17 protein-coding genes are annotated in these 23,832 nt (G+C 67.2%); 6 read left to right on the forward strand and 11 right to left on the reverse strand.

Going from position 1 to position 23,832, the window contains the following annotated elements:
• The first annotated feature begins 33 nt into the window (after positions 1-33).
• The 3 genes from OG878_RS20200 to OG878_RS20210 all read left to right on the forward strand — a co-directional run bounded on the left by OG878_RS20200 (position 34) and on the right by OG878_RS20210 (position 3,131).
• Entirely contained in the window at positions 34-1,110 is a 1,077-nt protein-coding gene (locus OG878_RS20200; RefSeq protein WP_328891309.1) for a ParA family protein, read from the forward strand.
• Entirely contained in the window at positions 1,107-2,210 is a 1,104-nt protein-coding gene (locus OG878_RS20205; RefSeq protein WP_328888085.1) for a ParB/RepB/Spo0J family partition protein, read from the forward strand. Before OG878_RS20200 ends, OG878_RS20205 begins: the two co-directional genes overlap by 4 nt.
• 303 nt (positions 2,211-2,513) lie before the next feature.
• The gene (locus OG878_RS20210) at positions 2,514-3,131 is read left to right on the forward strand and encodes a GNAT family N-acetyltransferase (protein ID WP_328888086.1); all 618 of its coding nucleotides are present in this window, start codon (positions 2,514-2,516) and stop codon (positions 3,129-3,131) included.
• An 80-nt stretch (positions 3,132-3,211) separates the two neighbouring features.
• Here OG878_RS20210 and trxA read toward each other — a convergent pair whose 3' ends face one another.
• From trxA to OG878_RS20245, 7 genes are all read right to left on the reverse strand, one after another.
• Complete coding sequence (gene trxA, locus OG878_RS20215) at positions 3,212-3,544, reverse strand: thioredoxin (protein ID WP_030930508.1); 333 nt, start codon at positions 3,542-3,544, stop codon at positions 3,212-3,214.
• A gap of 44 nt (positions 3,545-3,588) precedes the next feature.
• On the reverse strand, positions 3,589-4,551 hold the full coding sequence (gene trxB / locus OG878_RS20220) for a thioredoxin-disulfide reductase (protein ID WP_328888087.1): 963 nt from the start codon (positions 4,549-4,551) through the stop codon (positions 3,589-3,591).
• A 133-nt stretch (positions 4,552-4,684) separates the two neighbouring features.
• The gene (locus tag OG878_RS20225; protein WP_328888088.1) at positions 4,685-5,695 is read right to left on the reverse strand and encodes a hypothetical protein; all 1,011 of its coding nucleotides are present in this window, start codon (positions 5,693-5,695) and stop codon (positions 4,685-4,687) included.
• Positions 5,692-6,396, reverse strand: a complete 705-nt coding sequence (sigM, locus tag OG878_RS20230; RefSeq protein WP_328888089.1) for an RNA polymerase sigma factor SigM — start codon at positions 6,394-6,396, stop codon at positions 5,692-5,694. Before sigM ends, OG878_RS20225 begins: the two co-directional genes overlap by 4 nt.
• Before the next feature lie 164 nt (positions 6,397-6,560).
• Complete coding sequence (locus tag OG878_RS20235; protein ID WP_328888090.1) at positions 6,561-8,282, reverse strand: protein kinase family protein; 1,722 nt, start codon at positions 8,280-8,282, stop codon at positions 6,561-6,563.
• 128 nt (positions 8,283-8,410) lie between these two features.
• The gene (murJ, locus tag OG878_RS20240; RefSeq protein ID WP_328888091.1) at positions 8,411-10,567 is read right to left on the reverse strand and encodes a murein biosynthesis integral membrane protein MurJ; all 2,157 of its coding nucleotides are present in this window, start codon (positions 10,565-10,567) and stop codon (positions 8,411-8,413) included.
• Positions 10,568-10,616: 49 nt separating this feature from the next.
• Positions 10,617-12,914: a DUF6049 family protein gene (locus OG878_RS20245; protein WP_328888092.1), complete on the reverse strand. Its 2,298-nt coding sequence runs from the start codon at positions 12,912-12,914 to the stop codon at positions 10,617-10,619.
• A 183-nt stretch (positions 12,915-13,097) separates the two neighbouring features.
• Here OG878_RS20245 and OG878_RS20250 point away from each other — a divergent pair, with 183 nt between their 5' ends.
• Positions 13,098-14,540, forward strand: coding sequence for a CCA tRNA nucleotidyltransferase (locus OG878_RS20250; RefSeq protein WP_328888093.1), 1,443 nt, complete (start codon positions 13,098-13,100; stop codon positions 14,538-14,540).
• A 163-nt stretch (positions 14,541-14,703) separates the two neighbouring features.
• Here the strand turns inward: OG878_RS20250 and OG878_RS20255 are convergent, their stop codons facing one another.
• From OG878_RS20255 to OG878_RS20265, 3 genes are all read right to left on the reverse strand, one after another.
• A complete protein-coding gene (locus OG878_RS20255; RefSeq protein ID WP_328888094.1) occupies positions 14,704-15,972 on the reverse strand; it encodes an MFS transporter in 1,269 nt (422 codons plus the stop codon).
• Positions 15,973-16,096: 124 nt separating this feature from the next.
• Positions 16,097-17,179, reverse strand: coding sequence for an inositol-3-phosphate synthase (locus OG878_RS20260; protein WP_328888095.1), 1,083 nt, complete (start codon positions 17,177-17,179; stop codon positions 16,097-16,099).
• Between the two features lie 67 nt (positions 17,180-17,246).
• Positions 17,247-17,954, reverse strand: coding sequence for a PadR family transcriptional regulator (locus OG878_RS20265; protein ID WP_328888096.1), 708 nt, complete (start codon positions 17,952-17,954; stop codon positions 17,247-17,249).
• Positions 17,955-18,332: 378 nt separating this feature from the next.
• Between OG878_RS20265 and OG878_RS20270 the strand changes: the two genes are divergently transcribed.
• A complete protein-coding gene (locus OG878_RS20270; RefSeq protein ID WP_328888097.1) occupies positions 18,333-21,059 on the forward strand; it encodes a transglycosylase domain-containing protein in 2,727 nt (908 codons plus the stop codon).
• 134 nt (positions 21,060-21,193) lie between these two features.
• Positions 21,194-22,690 (forward strand): glycosyltransferase family 87 protein, encoded by a 1,497-nt coding sequence (locus tag OG878_RS20275; protein ID WP_328888098.1) that lies wholly within the window; start codon positions 21,194-21,196, stop codon positions 22,688-22,690.
• A 78-nt stretch (positions 22,691-22,768) separates the two neighbouring features.
• On the opposite strand, the gene OG878_RS20280 is transcribed toward OG878_RS20275, so the two are convergent.
• Entirely contained in the window at positions 22,769-23,800 is a 1,032-nt protein-coding gene (locus OG878_RS20280) for an alanine racemase (RefSeq protein WP_328888099.1), read from the reverse strand.
• Positions 23,801-23,832: the final 32 nt, after the last annotated feature.

Raw genomic sequence — 23,832 nt, forward strand, 5'->3', positions numbered from 1 at the left:
GAGTGGGCCTCGCTGGTTCACGACCCCGAAAGCATGGCAGGCTCTGCTCATTGCGAGTCTGAAGTCGAGGAGAGTGAATCCTTGCGGTCCGACGCCAACATCGCGGGACCGATGACCGATCCGGTCCCCGGTCCCCGAACCGAATCGGCGGGGGACGGTGTTTCACGTGAAACACCGCCGCCGATGGATGACACACCCATCGGTCGCGCCGCCCAGCTGGCGGTCGAGGCTCTTGGCCGTGCCGGTGAAGGGCTGCCCCGCCCTGACCAGACACGCGTCATGGTGGTGGCCAACCAGAAGGGCGGGGTGGGTAAGACCACTACGACGGTCAACCTTGCCGCCTCGCTTGCCCTCCACGGTGCGCGGGTGCTGGTGGTCGACCTCGACCCGCAGGGCAACGCCTCCACCGCCCTGGGCATTGACCACCATGCCGAGGTCCCCTCCATCTATGACGTCCTGGTCGAGAGCAAGCCGCTCTCGGAGGTGGTTCAGCCCGTCCCGGACGTCGAAGGCCTCTTCTGCGCTCCCGCCACCATCGATCTCGCCGGTGCGGAGATCGAGCTGGTGTCGCTGGTGGCGCGAGAGAGCCGACTGCAACGGGCGATCCAGGCGTACGAGCAGCCTCTGGACTACATCCTCATCGACTGCCCGCCGTCGCTCGGTCTGTTGACGGTCAACGCTCTGGTTGCGGGCGCCGAAGTGCTGATCCCTATCCAGTGCGAGTACTACGCGCTCGAAGGACTGGGGCAGCTGCTGCGCAACGTCGACCTCGTCCGGGGGCACCTCAACCCCGATCTGCATGTGTCGACGATCCTGCTCACCATGTACGACGGCAGGACCAGGCTCGCCTCCCAGGTGGCGGAGGAGGTGCGCAGCCACTTCGGTAAGGAGGTGCTGCGCACGAGCATTCCTCGATCGGTGCGGATCTCGGAGGCGCCGAGCTATGGGCAGACTGTGCTGACCTACGATCCAGGTTCCAGTGGGTCCCTGTCGTATCTTGAAGCCGCTCGTGAGATCGCCCTGCGGGGGGTGGGGGTGCACTACGAGGCTCAGCATGCCCAGACGGGCAGCCTGAACAGCCAGCAGAACATTTCGGAGGGGATCCAGTGAGTGAGCGTCGTAGAGGGCTGGGGCGTGGGCTCGGCGCATTGATTCCCGCTGCCCCGCAGGAACGTCAGATGCCGACGTCCGGAGCAGGTTCGGTTTCTCCGGGCGGGACATCCGCCATGACGGCCGAGCGCGGCGTGGCCGCCGCGAAGGTGACCACGCTCAGCGCCGCTCCGGTCGTTCCGGAGCCGAGTACCCCCGTAGGGGACCCCGAGGAGTCGTCCTCGCAGCCGACGGATGCCGCGGGGGCGTACTTCGCGGAGGTTCTTCTCGGTTCCATCACTCCGAACCCTCGTCAGCCTCGTGAGGTGTTCGATGAGGACGCACTTGCGGAGTTGGTCACCTCCATCAAGGAGGTCGGGCTCCTCCAGCCGGTCGTCGTGCGGAAGCTGGGGCCGGAGCGCTATGAGCTCATCATGGGTGAGCGGCGTTGGAGGGCCTGCCGTGAGGCCGGTCTGGAGCGGATCCCGGCCATCGTCCGGGCCACGGACGACGAGAAGCTGCTTCTGGACGCGCTCCTGGAGAACCTGCACCGGGCTCAGCTGAACCCGTTGGAGGAGGCAGCTGCGTACGACCAGCTGCTCAAGGACTTCAAGTGCACGCATGACCAGCTGGCCGACCGGATCGGGCGCTCCCGCCCGCAGGTGTCGAACACGCTGCGTCTGCTGCGGCTCTCTCCACCGGTGCAGCGCAGGGTCGCAGCCGGGGTGCTGTCGGCCGGTCACGCGAGGGCACTGCTGTCCGTGGACGACTCCGAGGAGCAGGACCGCCTGGCTCATCGCATCGTGGCCGAGGGGCTCTCGGTGCGTGCGGTCGAGGAGATCGTGACGCTGATGGGCTCCCGTCCTAGCAGCACTCCCAAGTCCAAGGGTCCGCGAGCCGGCGGCCGGTTGTCGCCCGCTCTCTCCGATCTTGCCTCCAGGCTCTCGGATCGCTTCGAGACGAGGGTGAAGGTCGATCTCGGGCAGAAGAAGGGAAAGATCGTCGTCGAGTTCGCCTCGATGGAAGATCTGGACCGCATTCTCGGCAGCCTGGCACCGGGTGAGGGCCGCGTGCTGGAGCGGGGTCTTGCCGCAGAATCCGATGAGGACGACGAGAACTGACGTCCGGACGAAGAACAGCAGGGCGGGCTGTATACCGGAACATGCCGGGACACAGCCCGCCCTTTGCTTTGTCACGGTGTCGACTTCATCTCCGAGTGGATACGATTCGTTCTGGTATGGCACATCCAGCTTGATCCACCTCGGCGGAGGGAGGGCCATGCGTTCAGTGAGCCGCAGCCAACTGGTGACAGTGGGGCTGGGCCTGGGGGCTGTCGGAGGGTTTGTCGGCGGCCTGCTCCGAGAACGGAGCGCACTGGCCGCCGCACGCGATGCGGCGGGCGAAGGAAGCGAGGAACAGCCTTCATGGGACGGCGGCTCGTACCGCTCACACTGGATAACCTTCCCGATCTCCCCAAGCGGTGCCGCTCGTGTGTCTTCTGGGAGCTTGATCCGGTCAGTGGGGAAGCTGCGATAAAGGCCGGAACCCCGGAGCTGGAGAAGGAAGCCTGGATCTCTGCCGTCCTGCTGGAGTGGGGATCCTGCGGGCGCGTCGTCTATGTGGACGACGTGCCGGTCGGCTTCGTTCTCTATGCGCCACCGGCGTATGTACCGCGCTCGACGGCCTTTCCCACCAGTCCGGTCTCCCCCGACGCCGTGCAGTTGATGACCGCCTGGATCATGCCTGGGTATCAGGGCCAGGGTCTGGGGCGCGTGATGGTGCAGACCGTTGCCAAGGATCTGCTGCGCCGGGGATTCAAGGCGATCGAGGCGTTCGGCGATTCCCGGTGGAAGGAACCGGCCTGTGTGCTCCCGGCAGACCATCTACTGGCGGTGGGCTTCAAGACCGTACGCCCGCATCCGGTCCATCCACGGTTGAGACTGGAGCTGCGCACGACGCTTTCGTGGAAGGACGACGTCGAGTTGGCGCTGGACCGATTGCTCGGGGCGGTTCAGAAGGAGCCGGCGCTGCGACCGTTGTGATGCAAGGCTTCACGGAAACACGAAACGGGTCCATCCCCCAGGGGGTGGACCCGTTTCACGTGAAACGGTGGAGCAAAGTGCTACTCGGCGATGAAGCCTTCCAGGTCGCGGAGGATCGCGGCCTTCGGCTTGGCGCCGACGATGGTCTTTGCGACCTCGCCGCCCTGGTACACGTTCAGCGTCGGAATGGACATCACGCCGTACTTGGCAGCGGTGGCCGGGTTTTCGTCGATGTTGAGCTTGACGATCTCGATCTTGTCGCCGTGCTCAGCCGCGATGGCCTCCAGAGAGGGTGCGATCTGGCGGCACGGACCGCACCACGCGGCCCAGAAGTCCACCAGCACGGGCTTCTCGCTCTTCAGGACGTCCTCGTCGAAGGAGTCGTCAGTCACGTTCTTCAGGGCGCCGGCCACGGCGGCCTCCTTAACTTCGTGGGGTGTGGGGTGAGGGGCGTGGATCAGACGATGGCCGCAGCGGCCTTCTCGCCGTCGGCGAGCGCAGAAAGGAAGCGCTCGGCGTCGAGAGCGGCGGAGCAGCCGGTGCCGGCAGCGGTGATGGCCTGTCGGTAGGTGTGGTCGACGACATCGCCGGCACCGAAGACACCGGTCAGGTTGGTGCGCGTCGAGGGAGCGTCGACCTTGAGGTAGCCCTCGTCGTCCAGGTCGAGCTGGCCCTTGAAGAGCTCCGTGCGAGGGTCGTGGCCGACGGCGATGAACAGGCCGGTCACCGCGAGGTCGGACGTCTCACCGGTCTTGGTGTTGCGCAGCGTCAGCCCGGAGAGCTTCTGCTCGCCCTGGACTCCGGCAACTTCGCTGTCCCAGGCGAACTTGATCTTCGGGTCGGCAAACGCACGCTCCTGCATGGCCTTGGAGGCCCGCAGTGAGTCGCGGCGGTGGACGATCGTGACCGACTTGGCGAAGCGGGAGAGGAACGTCGCCTCCTCCATGGCCGTGTCGCCACCGCCGACCACGGCGATGTCCTGGTCCTTGAAGAAGAAGCCGTCACAGGTTGCGCACCAGGAGACGCCGCGTCCGGAGAGGGCGTCCTCGTTCGGCAGGCCGAGCTTCCGGTGCTGCGAGCCGGTGGTGACGATGACTGCCTTGGCGCGGTGCACCGTGCCTGCCGTGTCGGTGACGGTCTTGATGTCACCGGTCAGGTCGACGGCAACCACATCGTCGGGGACCAGCTCGGCGCCGAACCGCTCCGCCTGGGCTCGCATGTTGTCCATGAGCTCGGGACCCATGATCCCGTCCTGGAAGCCCGGGAAGTTCTCCACGTCGGTGGTGTTCATCAGAGCGCCACCAGCGGTCACAGCGCCCTCGAACACCAGGGGCTTCAGCGACGCACGCGCGGTGTACAGGGCGGCCGTGTACCCCGCAGGGCCGGAGCCGATGATGATCACATTACGGACGTCGCTCACGGGTTTCTTCCTCGTCTCTGCAGACTGCCTACTGTCCACGCCTGATGGGGTCGGTTCAACGACTCACACCCCACCCAACGGATCCTACGGGGGATGCATTCCCGACGTGCCGGGGCCGCATCCGACGCGACGGTCAGGGGCGGGCGTAGGTGTGGGTCAGGAGCAGTTCGCCCTTGCCCGTGGGGTCTGCTTCGACGCAGCCGGCGTCGATGACATAGGCCTGGACGAGCGTCGTGTCGCTCTGGTGCGGCAGAACGACAAGGAAGGCAGGCAGGCCCTCGTACGTGCCCTTCTCGATGGCGAGGGCGGCAGTCTTGCGTCCGATGCCTTGCTGGATGCAGGCGGGGACGGGCGCCGCGGGGGTGCGCAGCGACGTTCTGGGCGACGCAGAGGACTCGTTGTCGGGCGTCGACTGGCTATCGATGGAGGGCGCTCGTTTTTCGGAAGGCGCGTCCTCGGCAGCAGGGTTACCGGAGCCGCTCAGAAGTGTGTGCACACGCAGGCTGAGCGGGGAGCCCGAGAACGCGTTTGCTCCACTCTCGGAGGCGCCGCCCATGTCCGCCACCTTGCTGGCCGCGTCGGAGCTGTGTGAGGTCCGGACCGTCTGCAGCATGAGGACACTCATGACGACGGCGGCTGCGCCGAGCGCTGCGCCGAGAACGATGGTGCGGCGGCGTCGTGCCGACCGGCGCCCTGGGCCGGTGGCGGCCTGGGGCCGCCCTGCGGGGCGGCCTCCAGAGGCGGGCTGTGCCTCCGGGCGTCGTGTCTCGTGGCTCGCCCTCTCCGGGCCCTTTGTATCTTGGCCCTCGGCTTCTGGACCTTCGGCGCTCTGACCGTGTTCCGCGGCGGATGTTTCACGTGAAACATCCGCCGCTTCGTCCGACGTCGGCGTATCGAGATGCGCCTCGGCGCTCAGCGCAGCGTCGATACGACGCGCGATGTCGTCGGGCATGCCTTCAGCGTCAGGCAGAGCGCCGAGCATCCCCTGGATCTCTTCGAGAGAGGCCAGGACGTCTCCGCAGAGGGCGCAGTCGTCCACGTGACGGCGCACTTCCTCGGTGCGGGACGGGGACAGCAGTCCTTCAGTCAGGTCGGAGATCTCCGAGACGTCCGGGTGCTGGGTCGTGTCGGTCGTCGATGTCATGTGCGCCCACCTCCGCCCTTCACTCCAGCAGGATCACTGGTTCCGATGTCTCTCGGCCCCGACGCAGGTGGGACGGATGCTCTCTGCGTCCGGTTCCTCCCGGCGTCGAGATCGCTGGTGTGACGGCCCTCGCTGCGCAGATGGGCGAGGAGAGGGGCCAACCGAGCCCTGCCGCGTGCGCAGCGGCTCTTCACCGTGCCGGTCGGTACGTCGAGGATGAGGGCAGCCTCTGCCACGGGATAGCCCTGCATATCCACGAGGACAAGCGCGGCGCGCTGTTCGACAGGGAGGGTGCCGAGCGCTGCCAGAAGTTCGCGGTGCAGATCCCGGCGCTCGGCCGGCGCTTCGGCGGATTCGTGCGGCTCAAGGAGCTGCTCAAGCCGCTCGGTGTCGTCGACCGGCGAAGTTTTGCGCGAGGCTGCCTTACGGACCCGGTCGAGGCAGGCATTGACGGTGATGCGGTGGAGCCAGGTGGTGACGGCGGACTGACCGCGGAAGGTGTGGGCGGCCCGGAAGGCGGAGACCAGGGCGTCCTGGACCGCATCGGCCGCTTCCTCGCGGTCGCCCAAGGTCCGTAGTGCCACGGCCCACAGCCGGTCCCGGTGGCGCCGTACGAGCTCGCCGAAGGCATCCGGTTCACCGGCCACATGGCGAGCGAGGAGGTCTGAGTCGCTGAGTGGCTCTGACGGCTCCGCGGCCACCTCTCCCCTCCCTCCCTCTGCGTGTCGGGTGCGTCTGTCTATCACGATTCGGGCGAGCGGCGGCAGGGAGGCGAGGAAGATCGGTCCGCAGAGGGCTGCGACCGTCCGTTCTCGGTCGCAGCCGCAGAGCCGACACGGTGAATGACTCCTGCTGGCCTGTTCTGTCAGCCGCGTACAGAGATTTCCGAGATCCCGCCACGGAAGAGGCCTGCTGCCCCGTCCGGAGGGAGTTCGGTGATGTGGATCAGGATGTAGCGGGTCCGCACCGGCCTGTCGAGCCTCTCCGCCAGGCTGCTTCCGACCGTACCGATCTTGGTGAGGCGCTGCGGGAAGTCGGAGAGGGACGACGGCGTTGATGCGTTCTCGTCGGCGGAGAGTACTTCCGCCTTCTGCCCGCTGCGGTACATCTTGATCGTGAAGCCGCTGACGTCCTGCACGCGGCCGAGGTCAACGACTATGCCGCTGCCCTGCTTGCGGTTCGGCAGGTTGCCGAAATTGGCGTAGCCCTGGTACTGCGGGGTGATCCAGGCGGTGTCCGGCTTGCCGTCGACCGCGTCCGGTGCGTCCTCCTGCTTGATCCCCGAGCCACCGGGCATGAACTCCGTCGCACCGGCGATCCGCAACGGCTTGGCCGGAGCAGGAATGTTCTTGTCGCCGTTCTCCGGATTCGTCTGTGTGGTGCCGGTGCCCCCCGAATCGTTGCCGCGGTCGAGGAGCGTCTCTGCGAGCTGCCAGCTACCGAGACCCAGGGCCGCGATGAGGAGTGCCGACACGGCCCACTTGAGAGCCTTGCCGGTACGGCTCTGGAGCGGCGCCGGCGGTGCGGGCATCACGGGCTGCGTCGCAGCACCGCCGGGAGCGGTGGGCGGGCGTCCGAAGCTGCCCTGCTGGTAGGTCGTGCGCTGGTATTCGGGCGGAGCCGTGAAGCTGGGCTCGGGCGGGCGGATGCGAGGCATCGCGGCAACGGCCTTGGCCAGCTCGTCGGGTGTGGTGCACGGCTGCTCCTGCCGGGAGGCGGTGGCTCCGTCGTTGGCGAGCGCGCGCATGGCAATCTCCGAGAGACCGCGATGGACCCCCGCCCGCACCTGGTCGGGGGCGAGCAGTCCGACGCCCTTGGGAAGCCCGGTAAGACCGTAGGCATCGACCTCGTAGGGCCAGCGCTGTGTCAATGCGGCATAGAGCAGAGCGCCGATCGCTTCGGTGTCTGCGCGCTGCGGGCCATCGGCGGCAATGCCCCGCAGGGCGGCGTTCACCGCGAGGCCACGGATCCGGTACTGGCCGGTCGAGCTCCGCAGTACCGCCCCGGGGGTGAGTCGCAGATGTGCGAGACCCTCACGGTGTGCGGCCGCCATGGCCTGGGCGACCTGACTGACCAACTGATAGGCGTCGTGAGCATCCATCGGGCCTGCTGCCAGCAGGGCCGTGAGCTCGGTGGCGTCGGGGAGCCATTCGTGAACGACATAGACGAGGTCGTCCTCCTCGACCGCGTCGAGGACCTGCACGAAGCGCGGGTCGCCGAGCAGCGCGGAGGACCGGGCCGCGGCCAGCACGGAGCGGGCTCGTGGATGATCCGCGGGGAGCAGATGGACGCCCACCGCGCGGCGCAGCTTCTCGTCGACAGCACGCCAGCTGCTGAACCCGTCCAGACGGGTGACGCACTCCTCGAGGCGGTAACGTCTGGCAAGTTTGTGGCCACTGTGCAGATCGGGGGTCGCTGAGGCGGTTTCAGAGGGGCTCCGCTCACCGTCCGTGTCCTGGGGGCTTGTGCCCTCGGTCTCCTGGGCTTCTGCCGTCCCGTCGGCCGTGGCCTCGTCCGCCTTGGCGGTCAGCGGCTCATCACCGCTGTTGTCGGCCACGTCGACGGCAGCCGTGCTACGTTCCGCCACCGTCGTTCCTGCCTCCCCATCCGTTGAGCGATGCCAGCCAGCTCTGCACAGTCACGCCAATTGTGCCCACACTCCGGCGCTATGCACGACACACGGAGACTGGCGACGGTTGTGCGCGACGACGATTCTCAGCGTCCGAGACGTCCTCGGACCATGCCGACCATGCCGTTGATTTCTTCGATCCGCATGCGCTTCGCAGCGACGAAGAAGACCCCCAGGAGAGCAGCCCCGCCGAAGATCAGGGCGATCAGCGAACCCAAGGCACCCTCGCCCAGGGCCAGGAGCAGGGCGAAGCCCACGCCCCCGCCGATGACTGCCGCGGGGACCGCCGCGAGGCACAGTCGGGCGTAGGTACGGACGACCTGGGCGCCGTCCAGGTCGCCGCCCAGACGGTTGCGGAGCCGCCGCCAGGCGATTCCCACGCCGACGGCGTAGGCCAGCCCGTACGAGGCCGCCATGCCGACGACCGCCCACTGGGCCGGAAGGACCACGTAGCAGAGGGCGGAGGCTGCAGCGTTGACCGCTGCGACGATGACCGTGTTGTAGAAGGGGGTGCGGGTGTCCTCGTACGCGTAGAAGCCACGCAGTACCACGTACTGCACGGAGTACGGGATGAGTCCGAGGCCGAACGCCATAAGGATGAAGCCCATGGACCGGGCGGCCTCAGTGCCGCTGGAGGAGTACAGCAGGGTGCACATCGGGACGCCCAGCGCGAGAAACGCGAAGGCCACCGGCACGATCGCCACGGCGGAGTTGCGCAGCCCCTGAGAAATGTCGTCGCGGACCGCACCGGGGTCGTTGTCGTGGGCGGCGCGCGAGATGCGCGGCAGCAGGGCCGCCATGACCGAGACGGTGATGATCGCCTGGGGCATGCCCCAGATCAGCTGGGCATTGGAGTACGCGAGGAAGCCCGCGCCGTTCCTGCCGGAAGCCTTGCCCGCCGAGGTCGCGAGCTGCGTGACGACCAGTACACCGGCCTGGTTGGCGAAGACGAACAGAACGGTCCACTTGGCCAGCTTGACCGTCTTGCCGAGACCGTGGCCCTTCCAGTCGAAGCGCGGACGGAAGCGGAAGCCGGCCTCGCGCAGATACGGAATCATCGCCAGGGCCTGGACGACCAGACCGAGCAGTGTGCCGATGCCGAGCAGCCGGATGCCCTCCGGCGGAATCGTCTGCACACCCATGTGGGATTCGGCGGAGGTGCCGTAGACCCAGATGAACATACCGAACGTGAAGATCATGACGATGTTGTTGAGGACCGGGGTCCACATCATCGCGCCGAACCTTCCGCGGGCGTTGAGGATCTGGCCCATCACCACATGCACACCCATGAAGAAGATGGTGGGCAGGCAGTACCGGGCGAACGTGGTGGCCACGTTGTCGGCCGCAGGATCGTTCGCGATCGTGCTCGACATCAGGTGGATCAGCAGCGGAGCGGCAAAGACCGCGATGGCGACGATCACACCGAGCGCGACCATCACCAGCGTCAGCAGACGGTTGGCGTAGGCCTCGCCGCCGTCCTCGTCGTCCTTCATGGAACGGACGAGCTGGGGGACGAAGACCGAGTTGAGTCCGCCGCCGACGGTGAGGATGTAGATCATCGTCGGCAGTGTGTAGGCGATGGTGAAACTGTCACCGAGCAGTGCCGCGCCCAGCGCAGCGGTGATCACCAGGCTGCGTACGAAGCCGGTGAGCCGGGACACCAGGGTGCCGGCCGCCATCACCGCGCTGGACTTGAGCAGGCTGGAGGCCCGGCCGCCCGCCTTCGGCGGGGCGGGCGCTGGAGCCGGTTCGGGCTCGGCCGGGGCGGGAACTCCGGCTTGACCCTCCTGGTCCCGGAACAGGTGGGCGAACGCGTCCGGTTCCTCGCGGTCCTCGGACGCCTGGGTGACGAGGTCGTCCACGCCGACGAACTGGGTCGTCGCCGCGTCCTCGCCGTAGGGCAGGTGCCGGGACGGGCCGGAGGGTTCGGGCGGCGGGGTCTGAGCCCAGATGCGCGGATCGGGGGCGTACTGCGCCGCCGGCGGCTGCTGGTAGAGCGGCTGCGGCGGCTGATAGGTGCCAGGAGGCGGCGGTGGGTGCGAGGCGCGGTCGTACAGTGCCTCGGCCACCGGGTCCTGGGCGGAGAGGTCCTGGGCACGGTAGGGATCGCGGTCGTACGCGTCCTGGAGGTACGGGTCCGGCACCGGAGGCACCTGCTCCGGGCCTGAAGGCATCGAGGGTCCACCGGAAGACCCGGCTCCGCCCGCACCTTGACCGCGGTCACCGTCGTACGGCGCGTTCATCGATACCCCACCTCATCGTCCCCGGCCGACCGGCCACGACAGACATCGCTCAACGGTCCACTTTCTCACCCGTGCCTGACGGCGCTCCGCTTTCCGGATCGGTGTCCGGCGTCGGGTCACTCGGCTGCTCGGGTTCACCGCCGTTGCCTCCCGCCGGATCGCCGGCGTTGGCACGCTTGCGATGGGTGTACATCCTGATGCCCGCAAGGACCAGCAGCAGCAGTCCTCCGGCGATCACCAGCAGCACAGTCGGTGTGACCTCGGAGATCTTCACGATGAAGGTCATCTCCTCGCCGTACGGTGTGCCGTCCTCGGTGTAGAGCTGCGCTGTCACCTGCACCTGACCGTTGGCGTTCGCCGCGGCGTTGAACTTCACGGACTGGCTGTGGCCGCCCGCGATACGGATCGGCCGCTCCGCAACCGCGCCCCCGCCGTTGAGCTTGAGCCGTGTCGCGTTCTCCGACTTCAGTCGGAGAACCAGATGATCGACACCCTGCACCAACTTGTTCTGCACGGTCACCGGGATGGTGGCGCTGCGGCCGGACAGGGTGACGTCCGACTTGGCGATGAGCTGCACCTCGTTGGTGAGTCCATGCAGATACGTCCGTACGGAGTCCCGGTACTGCTGTGCCTCCAGCGGCCTGCCGCGCCATGACGTCGACATGGACCGGTTGATCGCGTTGCCGAAGGGGGTCACGACCCGCTCGGGCTGGGTGAGGATGACCCGGAAGCTGTCGAGCGAGTCCTGGGTGGCCTTGATGTCCTGGAAGGCCTGGGTGGGCAGCTCCTGGCTGCGGAGCTTCCTCGGGTACTGGGAGGTCCTGGGGACCCTCGTCGTCGCCTCTGCGTCGGGCTTCGCCTCGGCCGCGCCCACCAGGTCGAGGGGCCGTGTCCACCGCTCGTCGTCGAGGACGTGCAGGGCGCGCGCCATCGACTGTGCCTGAGCGGCGGTGGGCATCCGCTGCGGCGCGACGACGATGCTGCGGTCGTTGTCCGTGTCCTGCTCGGTCAGCGCAAGGCTTGTGGCGAGGAACTTCTGAACGGCAAGGGTGGATCGCCCCGCGTTCGACATGTCGCCCTCGAAGGCCTTGGAAAGCCGGGAGTCGGCGACGACGGCGGTGGTACCGCCACCGATCGGCCGAGCCGCGGTCGGTGTGTAGGGCAGCCCCCCGGTCTCCTGAAGGCTGTCGCTGCGGGCGATCACGTTGTGAGCACCGGCCGATGTGGCGACATCGACGATCGACGGATCGATGGCGCCGTCGATCGGCCACGCGAAGTCCGTGGACGGCTTCACATGCAGGATGGTCTCCACCGTCGGACCGGCCACTTCGGTGGCGTTCTGCAGGTGGCTGAGGGTTCCCGAGACGTTCTTTCCGCGGTGGGCGAGAGATGCCAGATCCGGGTCGGCGAACGGCAGCGCGACGACCTTGCGGTCCGCCACGGCTGCCTGCAGCGAAGTCAGCCACTGCTTGGCGACGGCCTGGTTCTTCCCTGCGACGGTGGTGTCGCCGGTCTTGATGCGATAGTTCCCCGTCATCGCGTCGACGCCGGCCAGTAGATCCGGGTCGATCACCCACGTCACAGGCAGTTGGCTGCCCAGCGAGACCATCTGCTCAAGTCGTCCGCCGGGGGCGAGCTCTGCAGCCAGGTCGTCGTCCGCGAAGACCGGGGTCTGCTGTTCGTCGGAGCCCGTCTCGGCCGTCAGGTGCGCCGATGCGATCAGCGGCCAGAGATAGGTGATCCTGGCCCTGGAGTCACTCTCCTCGGCCTGCCAGGGGAGGAAGGTCCGCTGGATGCCGAGCACGTGCTCGTACGGAGCACGGGAGGTCTGTCCCGATAGGGAGACACCGAACTGGTAGACACCGGAATCGTCGAGCTCCAACTTGTCGACGGGCACGGACAGCGTGAAGTCCTGACTGATCCCGGACGGGAGCTTCGCGATCTTCAGTGTGTACGAGCCGCCGACCGGCGCCGGATCGATGCCGGGCACATATCCGGTGCGTTCGGCGACCGCGTCGATGGACGTCCTGCCGAAGAGCCGTGGCCCCACTCGGAGGTCGACCCGGGCATCGGTGACGGTTTCCTTGCTCCTGTTGGTCAACGTGCCGGAGACGGTGAGTGTGTCCCCTTTCACGGGCGCGCTGGGGGCCAGGGAGTCCAGGGACACGCCCACGGTGCTGGAGCCGGTCGGCGCCTTGCTCGCCTCGCCGGCCTGCGCCGCGGGCACGGCGGGACCGGCCAGCAGCGTGGCGACGAGCGGCGCTCCGAGGAACGCGGAGGCTGTACGCCGCAGCCAGCGGCGGGCAGGAGAGTGGCTGATCCCCTGAATGTCTGCCGCCTCGGCCACGCGCCTGTCCGTCCTTCGTCGTAGTCAGCTGCTGTCGATCGCTGTCGGTTGCTGCGTCCCCGCATGGTAACGATGTGCGCCGGGACTGAGTGCTGCGGAGTGAGCTACATGATCGGGAGAGTCTCGCAGGGCGGAAAGAAACGATGACGCCCGGGAGGGTTCGGGCACGTACCCTTTTCTGTTGTGCCGAACGCCAATGAAGAGAATTCCAGCGCCCTGACCCAGGTGCAGCACCTCGCGGTCAGCGAGCTGCTGCGGGTGTCCCCTGTCGCCGATGACCTCGCGCGCCGTTTCCAGGATGCCGGATTCGGTCTCGCCCTGGTCGGCGGCTCGGTCCGGGACGCGCTTCTGGGCAGGCTCGGGAATGACCTGGACTTCACCACAGATGCCCGCCCCGAGGACGTATTGAAGATTGTCCGTCCTTGGGCCGACTCGGTGTGGGAGGTCGGTATTGCCTTCGGCACAGTGGGGTGCCAGAAGAACGGCTACCTGATCGAAGTCACCACATACCGGTCGGAGGCGTACGACAGGACCTCGCGCAAACCGGAGGTTTCGTACGGCGACTCCATCGAGGAAGATCTCGTACGCCGGGATTTCACGGTCAACGCGATGGCTGTGGCGCTGCCGCAGAAGGAATTCATCGACCCGCACGGTGGTCTCGATGATCTGGCGGAGCGTGTGCTGCGCACCCCCGGGACGCCCGAGGAATCGTTCTCCGACGACCCGCTTCGCATGCTTCGCGCCGCACGCTTCGCCGCGCAGCTGGACTTCGATGTCGCCTCCGATGTCGTCGCCGCGATGACGGAGATGGCAGGCCGTATCGAGATCGTCTCTGCGGAGCGGGTCCGTGAGGAGCTCAACAAGCTGCTGCTCTCCGCGAACCCCCGCAAGGGTCTGGCTCTCCTGGTCTCCACGGGACTGGCGCAGCAGGTGCTGCCGGAGCTGCCCGCCCTGCGGCTGGAGAGTGACGAGCATCACCGCCACAAGGACGTCTACGAGCACTCGCTGACCGTCCTGGAGCAGGCGATCGACTTGGAGGAGGACGGCCCCGATCTGACGCTGCGGCTTGCGGCGCTGCTTCACGACATCGGCAAGCCGCGGACCCGGCGCTTCGAGAAGGACGGGCGCGTCTCGTTTCATCACCACGAGGTGGTGGGCGCCAAGATGGTCAAGAAGCGAATGGCTGAGCTCAAGTACGCCAACGACCTGGTCAAGGACGTTGCGAAGCTGGTGGAGCTGCACCTTCGCTTCCATGGCTACGGCGACGGGGAGTGGACGGACTCCGCTGTGCGTCGGTACGTGCGCGATGCGGGCCCACTGCTGGAGCGGCTGCACAAGCTGACCCGCTCGGACTGCACGACTCGGAACAAGCGCAAGGCCGGGGCCCTCTCGCGCACGTATGACGCGCTTGAGGAGCGCATCGCGCAGCTGAAGGATCAGGAGGAGTTGGACGCCATCCGACCCGACCTGGACGGGAACGAGATCATGCAGATCCTCGGTGTCGGTCCCGGGCCTGTGATCGGCAAGGCGTACGCGTTCCTGCTGGAACTGCGACTGGAGAACGGCCCGATGGAGCACGACGCTGCGGTCGCGGAGCTCAAGAAGTGGTGGACCGCGCAGAGCTGAGGTCGCAGCGGCGGTCATGTTTCACGTGAAACATGACCGCCGCTGTTGTGTCGAGGGGCGTTGTTTCACGTGAAACAACGCCCCTCGACACAATGCTCCGCCTTGGAGGCCCGCCAGTCAGCTGTGGTCCTGTCCAGGTTCTGCAGGTCTTTTCGGTGGCATGCTAGAGCGCTTTGTCGGCATGGCTCCATCGGAACATCGTCACTGCGACGATCGAGTAGAGCGCGGCAACCGCGATCACCACTGTGGGCGACTCGCCGTCGGGCGGCAGGATCAAGGCGCATACTGCGGCAGCGCCCACAAAGGCCACGTTGAACAGCACGTCGTACAGGGAGAAGATCCGGCCGCGGAAGGAGTCGTCCACCGAGGTCTGCACGACGGTGTCCGCCGCGATCTTTGCTCCCTGGGTGATCATTCCGAGGACGAACGCTGCAACGAGCATCGGGTGGGGGCTGAACCACAACCCGAGTGCGGGCTCGAGGGCCGCGGCCGCGGTCGCGCAGACCGCCATCCATCGGAACCGGCCCAGCCGCCCCACCGCCCACGGTGTCAGTACGGCCGCCGCGAAGAACCCCGCACCGGAGGCCCCTGCCGCCAGACCGAGCAGAGCGAGCCCGTCGGAGTCGCTGTCGGACCAGGCGTATCGGCAGAGCATCAGCACCATCACGGTCAGCGCCCCGTAACAGAACCGGATCACCGTCATGGCCGCCAGCGCTTGTGCGGCGGCCCTTCGCGTGGCCAGGTGGTGCAGCCCGCCGGCGATTCCCCGCGCGGTGGTGGCCAGGGCGTTCCCCAGCCCGAGACGGCTGTCATCCGGGTCCGGCCCGAGGAGACCAGCCGCGAGGCTCAGGGACATCAGCGCCGACGCCAGATAGAGCCCCGCCCCCAGCAGAACCACCGCCGCATCGGAGTCTGCCGCGACCAGACGTACGACAAAGGCAAGACCGCCGCCCGCCGTGGCGGCGAGTGTGCCCGCAGTCGGCGAGAGCGAGTTGGCCATGACCAGCCGGTCCCTGTCGACGACCCGCGGTAGTACGGCCGAGAGGCCCGCCAGCACAAAGCGATTGACTGCGGTGACGCACAGGGCGGAGGCGTAGAAGAGCCAGTCGGGCGCCGAGCCGAGGATCAGCAGGGCCGTGCAGCAGGCGAGGGCGGAGCGCAGCAGATTGCCGTACAGAAAGACCTGGCGGCGCGGCCAGCGATCCAGGAAGACGCCGGCGAAGGGGCCGATGAGTGAGTACGGCAGCAGCAGCACGGCCATCGCGGAGGCGATGGCTCCCGCCGATGTCTGTTTCTCCGGGGAGAAGACGACGTGCGCGGCCAGGGCGACCTGGTAGACGCCGTCGGCCGACTGGGAGAGCAGACGTACGGCGAGCAGACGACGGAAGTTCCGAAGGTGCAGGAGTACGCGCAGATCACGTACGACGGGCATGTGGGCAAGGGTCACATACGTTGAGGGTCCCCGGGCGGATTGCCCGGGGACCCTCAACGATGCGGGAGAGGTGGAGCGTTGCCGCTCATCGCCCTTCCACGGTCACACGCCGTTGTCGGTCGTGTCAGCGCTCGACGTCGCCGTTGATGAACTTCTCGACGTTCTCGCGGGCCTCGTCGTCGAAGTACTGGACCGGCGGGGACTTCATGAAGTACGAGGACGCGGAGAGGATCGGGCCACCGATGCCGCGGTCCTTGGCGATCTTCGCGGCGCGCACGGCGTCGATGATGACACCGGCGGAGTTCGGGGAGTCCCAGACCTCGAGCTTGTACTCCAGGTTCAGCGGAACGTCACCGAAGGCACGACCCTCGAGGCGCACGTACGCCCACTTGCGGTCGTCCAGCCAGGCCACGTAGTCCGACGGGCCGATGTGCACGTTGTCCGCACCCAGCTCGCGGTCACGGATCTGCGAGGTGACGGCCTGCGTCTTGGAGATCTTCTTGGACTCCAGGCGCTCACGCTCGAGCATGTTCTTGAAGTCCATGTTGCCGCCGACGTTCAGCTGCATCGTGCGGTCCAGGACGACGCCCCGGTCCTCGAAGAGCTTCGCCATCACGCGGTGCGTGATGGTGGCGCCGACCTGCGACTTGATGTCGTCGCCGACGATCGGGACACCGGCCTCGGTGAACTTGTCCGCCCACTCCTTGGTACCGGCGATGAAGACGGGGAGGGCGTTGACGAACGCGACCTTGGCGTCGATGGCGCACTGCGCGTAGAACTTGGCAGCGACCTCGGAACCGACGGGCAGGTAGCAGACGAGAACGTCGACCTGCTTGTCCTTGAGGACCTGGACGATGTCGACCGGGGCCTCGGTGGACTCCTCGATGGTCTGGCGGTAGTACTTGCCCAGACCGTCGTGGGTGTGGCCGCGCTGGACGGTCACACCGGTGTTCGGCACGTCGGCGATCTTGATGGTGTTGTTCTCGCTCGCACCGATGGCGTCCGCGAGGTCGAGACCGACCTTCTTCGCGTCGACATCGAAGGCGGCGACGAACTCGACGTCACGCACGTGGTAGTCGCCGAACTGGACGTGCATCAGACCGGGCACCTTGCCGGCCGGATCGGCGTCCTTGTAGTACTCGACGCCCTGCACCAGCGAGGCGGCGCAGTTGCCCACGCCGACGATGGCTACGCGAACCGAACCCATTCCGGTTGCTCCCTGTGTTGAGTGTTCTCGGTGATTCCGATGAAGGCCCTGCGGAACTGCGGGGACTTCACTTGCCGGTGTCGTCGGACGGATCCGGCGGGGCAGCACCCCGATGCCGGGGCAGGCCGTCCGTCTCTCCTGCGGTGTTCTGCTGAGCTGAGCCCTCGGGCGAGGATCGTCGCTGATCCCGTCCCGACCGCTCGCTCTCGATGAGCTCGTTCAGCCAGCGCACTTCGCGCTCCACGGACTCCATGCCGTGTCGCTGCAGCTCAAGTGTGTAGTCGTCGAGTCGCTCGCGGGTGCGTGCCAGAGAGGCGCGCATCTTCTCCAGGCGCTCCTCAAGCCGGCTGCGGCGGCCTTCCAGCACGCGCATCCGCACCTCGTGCTCCGTCTGCCCGAAGAAGGCGAAACGGGCTGCGAAATGCTCGTCCTCCCAGGAGTCCGGGCCGGTGTGGGAGAGCAGCTCCTCGAAGTGCTCCTTACCTTCTGCCGTCAGCCGGTAGACGATCTTGGCGCGGCGTCCCGCCAGTGTGGAAGCGGGGGCGACAGGACGGCCGCCGGCGGGCGGAAGGTCGTCCGCGGAGTTACCTGTCTCCTCGATCAACCATCCATTGGCGACCAGCGTCTTGAGGCACGGGTAAAGGGTGCCGTAGCTGAAGGCGCGGAAGATCCCCAGCGACGTGTTGAGGCGTTTGCGCAGCTCGTACCCGTGCATCGGGGACTCGCGGAGCAGACCGAGTACGGCGAATTCGAGGATGCCGGAACGTCTGCTCAACTTCGCCTCCTCCTTCTTCTCCGAGTGCTCTCAGGGATCCTATGCCGAGCTGATGTATCGACTCGATACATCCTGACGATAGATCGCTCCGCGCGACGCGACAAGGGGGGCCATCGTGAACGGCGTCACATCACCAATTCGCAGCAGGTGACTTGCCTGATTTGAGGTGAACTTAGGCTCTAGGAGGGTTTTGACCGTGCGTAGTCTGTGCGGCATGCAGACCACCGGGAACCGTGTGACGCGCCCACGCGTCAGTCATCGCGGACCGACCGGATGCGCTGCGGATGAGCCTGTCGCAGGGCTGGTCCGTAATTCGGGGGGACCGGATCTCAACTGCCGCTTCCAGGCACTCTTGCCTGCCCGAGGAGTAGTCGTTCGATGAGCGAGCACCGTCGCAAAACGCCGCAACCGCAGGGTGGCGGGCGTGCCGCGGCCAGACGAGCCGCCCAGCAGTCCTCAGGACGCCGCGCAGCTCCGTCACGCGGAGTAACTTCCGAGTCACCTTCCGGTTCGTACGGCGAGGAGAGTCCGTACGGCGGACGCGCCGAAGCCAGGAGGGCCGCCCAGCGCGGCGGCGGGCGGCGAGCCGCCGAGGGAGGTGGCGCAGGGTACGGCGGAGGAGGGGGCCGCCGACGCGGTGGTGGCGACGGCGGGTACGACGGCCCCGGCCGGGGCCGCGGACGCGGCAGTCAGCGGCCCGTCAAGAAGCGCTTCATCGACTACCCGCGCGCCGACAAGTACGGGATGCGGCGCTGGGTGCCGTCGTGGAAGCTCATCTCGGGTCTGTGCATCGCCTTCCTCGGCCTGCTCATGGGCTTTGCCGGGCTGGCCTACGCGATGGTTGCCACGCCCGAGGTGAAGGATGCCGCCAAGGCGGAGAACAACGTCTACTACTGGGCCGACAACACACAGATGGTCGCGACGGGTGGTGAGACCAACCGTCAGATCATCGATTACTCGCAGATCCCCGCGGCCATGCGGAACGCCGTCATCTCGGCGGAGAACAAGTCGTTCGAAACGGACAGTGGCATCGACCCCATGGGTATTGCCCGGGCCCTCTACAACATGGCCAAGGGCGGTGAGACCCAGGGCGGCTCGACGATCACCCAGCAGTACGTGAAGAACTCGCGGCTCTCGCAGGAACAGACGCTGAGCCGGAAGTTCGAGGAACTGTTCATCACGCTCAAGGTCGGCAAGCAGATGGACAAGAAGGACATCATGGCCGACTACCTCAACATCTCGTACTACGGACGAGGTGCATCGGGAATCCAGGCCGCGGCCCGTACGTACTACGGCAAGGACGCGAAGAAGCTGAACCCGAGCGAGTGCGCCTTCCTGGCCACTCTGCTCAAGGGTGCGACCTACTACGATCCGGCGGGCGCGCCCGAGATCGATCCCGAACAGGCCACCCCGGCGAAGAACCTGGATCGGGCGAAGAAGCGCTGGAAGTGGATCCTCGAGGAAGAGGTGAAGGACGGCCGGCTGGACGCTGCGGAACTCAGCAAGTACAAGACGTTCCCCATGCCGGACGCGCCTAAGAAGAACGCCCAGCTGGGCGGACAGATCGGTTATCTGGTCGACCTCGCCAAGTCGAACTTCCTCAACAACAACGACCGGGGCATTACAGCGGACAAGCTCGCCCAGGGCGGTTACGAGATCCACACCACCTTCGACAAGAAGAAGGTCGAGAAGCTCAACGCCGCGGTGAAGAAGGTCTACGACAGCAGGATCGACCCGAAGAAGCGCCCCTTGACGGACACGCACGTCCAGTTCGGTGGCGCGTCGGTGGATCCGAACACCGGCGCCATCCTCGCGATCTACGGTGGTCAGAACGCGACGACGCACTACACCAACAACGCCGACACCACGGGTGCGCAGGTCGGTTCGACCTTCAAGCCGTTCGTGCTGGCGGCCGCGATGGAGTACGGCAAGCGGGACCCGAGTCTCGGCTCGGACCAGGATGAGTCGCAGCGCGAGAAGGTCTCGCCCAAGAGCATCTACAACGCCGACGACATGCTGAAGATCAAGAAGTACAACGGCGAGGTGTGGAAGGACGAGAACGGCAAGGAGTGGCTGCAGTCCAACGACGGCCATGAGTCGAGGGGAAACATCACCCTTCGTGAGGCCATGCAGTGGTCCGCCAACTCGCCCTACGTGCAGCTCGGTATGGACGTCGGCACCGACAAGGTGAAGGACGTCGCCGTCGCGGCAGGTCTGCGTGACGACAAGTACATGGCGGACTCGAACGTTCCGTCGTTCTCCATCGGAACCTCCCAGCCGAGCGCGATCCGCATGGCGGGGGCGTACGGCACCTTCGCCACCAGTGGTCTGCAGCACGACCCGTACTCGGTCAGCGAGGTCAAGCAGCGTGGCGAGGTCATCTATCAGCACAAGAAGGTGAACAAGCGGGCCTTCGATCCCGTGATCGCCGACAACGTCACCGACGTTCTGAAGAATGTCGTGGAGAAGGGAACCGGCACGCCGGCCCGGCTCCCCGGCCGGGATGTGGCGGGCAAGACGGGTACGACCGACCAGAACAAGTCCGCCTGGTTCGTGGGCTACACCCCGCAGCTCTCGACGGCCATCAGCATGTACCGGCTGGACGACAACGAGAAGCACAAGGATCGTGGGTTCGAGGAGATGTACGGGACAGGCGGCGAGAGGACCATCCACGGTGCCTCGTTCCCGGCCCAGATCTGGCACGACTACATGATCGACGCACTGGCAGGGACGCAGCCCGAGAGCTTCCCGAAGCCGCAGCCCTGGGGTGAGACGCTCTACGGCGGTGGCGCGAAGAGCCCCTCTCCGACGCCGAGCGTCGTGCCCTCGGAGACTCCTTCCAGCACGCCGTCGTCGACACCGTCGAGGACTCCCGAGGTCCCGAAGCCCGGCCCGAGCGACAGCTGCGGGGCGTGGGACTGGAACTGCCAGAACAACAACGGCGGAACCAACACGGGCGGCAACTCCGGAACGACCGACGGCAGCACGGGAGGAACGACCCAACCCTCGACGGACCCGACGTCCTCGCCCGGGGACGTCGGAGGAGGCAACGGGAACGGGAACGGAAACGGGGGCGGAAACTTCTTCGGGGGCCCGGTCGGATAGCGTCCGGCCGGCAGGCGCTCCGGTCGGCGGTACGCCGACGAGGAGCAGCCGGAGAACGACCTCTCGAGGGCCGTCGCACACTTGGTGCGGCGGCCCTCGCCGTTTCCACAGTCCCGTACGGCAGGATGTGCGGCATGCCAAGCGCAGAGGACACGAGCGTGCACCACGAACGGCCCGTCGTACGGCCCACGCAACGGGACGAGATCGCCGCGGCCGGCAGCGAACTGATCGGCGGGCGGTCGGGGCGCTGGGCGCGGCTGGGTACCGGCCCGCTCACACCGGTGCGCGCCGTCGCGCTGGTGGCGATCGGGATGTTCGCGCTCGGCATGGTGCAGAAGGCGCCCTGCTACAACTGGGCGTGGTTCAGAGGTGCCAGCTCGCAGTACACGCACGCCTGCTACTCCGACATTCCGCATCTCTTTGTCGGGCGTGGCTTCGCCGACGGGCTTGTGCCGTACTTCGACCGCCTGAGCGGCGACATGCAGTACCTCGAGTACCCCGTGCTGACGGGTGTGTTCATGCAGGTCGCGTCCTGGCTGACGCCCGGCGGCTCCATGCAGCACCGCGAGCAGATGTACTGGATGGTCAACGCGGGCATGCTGATGATCTGCGCTGCGGTCATGGCCGTGTGTGTCGCCCGCACGCACCGGCGCCGTCCGTGGGACGGGCTGCTGGTCGCCCTGGCGCCCGCGTTCGCGCTGACGGCCACGATCAACTGGGACCTGCTGGCCGTCGCCCTGACGGCTGCGGCGATGCTCATGTGGTCCCGGCAGCGGACGGCGGCATTCGGCATTCTCATCGGCCTCGCCACGGCCGCCAAGCTCTATCCCGTCTTCCTGCTGGGGCCGGTCTTCGTGCTCTGCTGGCGGGCGGGCAAATGGCGTGAGTTCTTCGTGGCGACGCTCGGCGCGGCCGCGTCCTGGCTGGCGGTGAACCTGCCGGTGATGGTGTTCGCACCCGAGGGGTGGAAGAAGTTCTACACGTTCAGCCACGACCGGCCGCTCGACTTCGGTTCGTTCTGGCTGATCATCGCGCAGCGCGCCGGCATCTCCATCTCGGTCGACACCGTGAACAACGTCTCGCTGCTGCTGACCATCCTGTTGTGCGCGGGTATCGGCGCGCTGACGCTGACGGCCCCGCGCCGGCCCCGCTTCGCCCAGCTCGCCTTTCTCGTAGTCGCGGCGTTCATCCTCACCAACAAGGTCTATTCACCGCAGTACGTGCTGTGGCTGATCCCCCTGGCAGCACTGGCGAGGCCGCGCTGGCGGGACTTCCTCATCTGGCAGGCGTGCGAGGTCATGTACTACCTGGGGATCTGGATGTACCTCGCGTACACGACGAGCGGAGACAAGCACCAAGGGCTGCCGACGGAGGGCTACCAGCTGGCGATCGCCGTGCATCTGCTGGGCACGCTCTACCTCTGCGCCGTTGTTGTACGGGACATCCTGATGCCGGAGCGGGACGTCGTACGCAGCGACGGGTCGGACGATCCGTCGGGCGGGGTGCTCGATGGGGCCGAGGACGTCTTTGTGGTGGGGCGTGCGGCGGCGCACCGGCCGCGGCACGCGGCGCCCGCGGCCGAGGGACCGCGGGTGGAGTGGGGCGCGGCACGCGAATCGGTCGGAGACTGAGCAGGGCCTCGCCGGAAGGCTGCGAGCCCCCGGCGAGGCCCTGGCCCCGATGCGTGTTCTCCGGGTCGGCCCAGCGCCTCAGCGGTCGACGAGACGGTCGAACTGGGTGGTCGTGTGGCGCAGATGGGCGACCAGCTCGTCGCCGACCTTCGGTTCCGGCGCGTCCGCGGGCACGAACAGGATCGACACCTGCATGTGCGGCGGCTCTGCGAACCAGCGCTGCTTGCCCGCCCAGACGAACGGCGACAGGTTGCGGTTGACCGTGGCCAGCCCCGCGCGGGCGACGCCCTTGGCCCGTGGCATCACGCCGTGCAGGGCCTTCGGGGCCTCCAGGCCCACGCCGTGCGACGTACCGCCGGCGACGACCACCAGCCAGCCGTCGGAGGCGGCCCTCTGCTGCCTGTAGCCGAACCGGTCGCCCTTGGCGACGCGCGTGACGTCGAGGACGGAGCCCCGGTACTCCGTCGCGTCGTGGTCGCCGAGCCACAGCCGCGTGCCGATGCGGGCGCGGAAGCGGGTCTGCGGGAACTGCTGCTGCAGCCGGCCCAGCTCCTCGGCGCGCAGATGACTGACGAACATGGTGTGCAACGGCAGCCGGGCCGCCCGCAGGCGGTCCATCCAGCCGATGACCTCCTCGACCGCGTCCGAGCCGTCCGTGCGGTCCAGCGGCAGGTGCAGGGCGAAACCTTCGAGGCGCACGTCCTCGATGGCCGCGTGCAGCTGCCCCAGTTCCTCCTCCTTGACGCCGTGACGCTTCATCGAGCTCATGCACTCGATGACGACCCGGGCCCCCACGAGTGCGTGCACACCGTCCACGGACGAGACGGACCGGATGACGCGGTCGGGCAGCGGCACCGGCTCCTCGCCCCGCCGGAACGGGGTGAGCACCAGCAGATCGCCGCTGAACCAGTCCTTTATCCGAGCCGCCTCATAGGTGGTGCCGACGGCCAACGTGTCCGATCCGAAGCGGATCGCCTCGTCTGCGAGCCGCTCGTGACCGAAGCCGTATCCGTTGCCCTTGCAGACCGGTACGAGTCCGGGGAACTGGTCGAGTACGGATTTCTGGTGCGCCCGCCAGCGCGCGGTGTCGACGTAGAGGGAGAGCGCCATGGCCGGTCCGGAACCTTTCTGGTGGCTGCGGT

It is taken from the genome of Streptomyces sp. NBC_00316, from assembly GCF_036158715.1.
Taxonomy (GTDB): Bacteria; Actinomycetota; Actinomycetes; order Streptomycetales; family Streptomycetaceae; genus Streptomyces.

Excerpts from the sequence above, each read along its gene's own strand:
- OG878_RS20270 (WP_328888097.1), top strand. The coding sequence starts at position 18,333 with ATGAGCGAGCACCGTCGCAAAACGCCGCAACCGCAGGGTGGCGGGCGT.
- OG878_RS20225 (WP_328888088.1), bottom strand. The coding sequence starts at position 5,695 with ATGACATCGACGACCGACACGACCCAGCACCCGGACGTCTCGGAGATC.
- murJ (WP_328888091.1), bottom strand. The coding sequence starts at position 10,567 with ATGAACGCGCCGTACGACGGTGACCGCGGTCAAGGTGCGGGCGGAGCC.
- OG878_RS20275 (WP_328888098.1), top strand. The coding sequence starts at position 21,194 with ATGCCAAGCGCAGAGGACACGAGCGTGCACCACGAACGGCCCGTCGTA.
- OG878_RS20260 (WP_328888095.1), bottom strand. The coding sequence starts at position 17,179 with ATGGGTTCGGTTCGCGTAGCCATCGTCGGCGTGGGCAACTGCGCCGCC.
- OG878_RS20200 (WP_328891309.1), top strand. The coding sequence starts at position 34 with ATGGCAGGCTCTGCTCATTGCGAGTCTGAAGTCGAGGAGAGTGAATCC.
- OG878_RS20255 (WP_328888094.1), bottom strand. The coding sequence starts at position 15,972 with ATGCCCGTCGTACGTGATCTGCGCGTACTCCTGCACCTTCGGAACTTC.
- OG878_RS20210 (WP_328888086.1), top strand. The coding sequence starts at position 2,514 with ATGGGACGGCGGCTCGTACCGCTCACACTGGATAACCTTCCCGATCTC.
- OG878_RS20280 (WP_328888099.1), bottom strand. The coding sequence starts at position 23,800 with ATGGCGCTCTCCCTCTACGTCGACACCGCGCGCTGGCGGGCGCACCAG.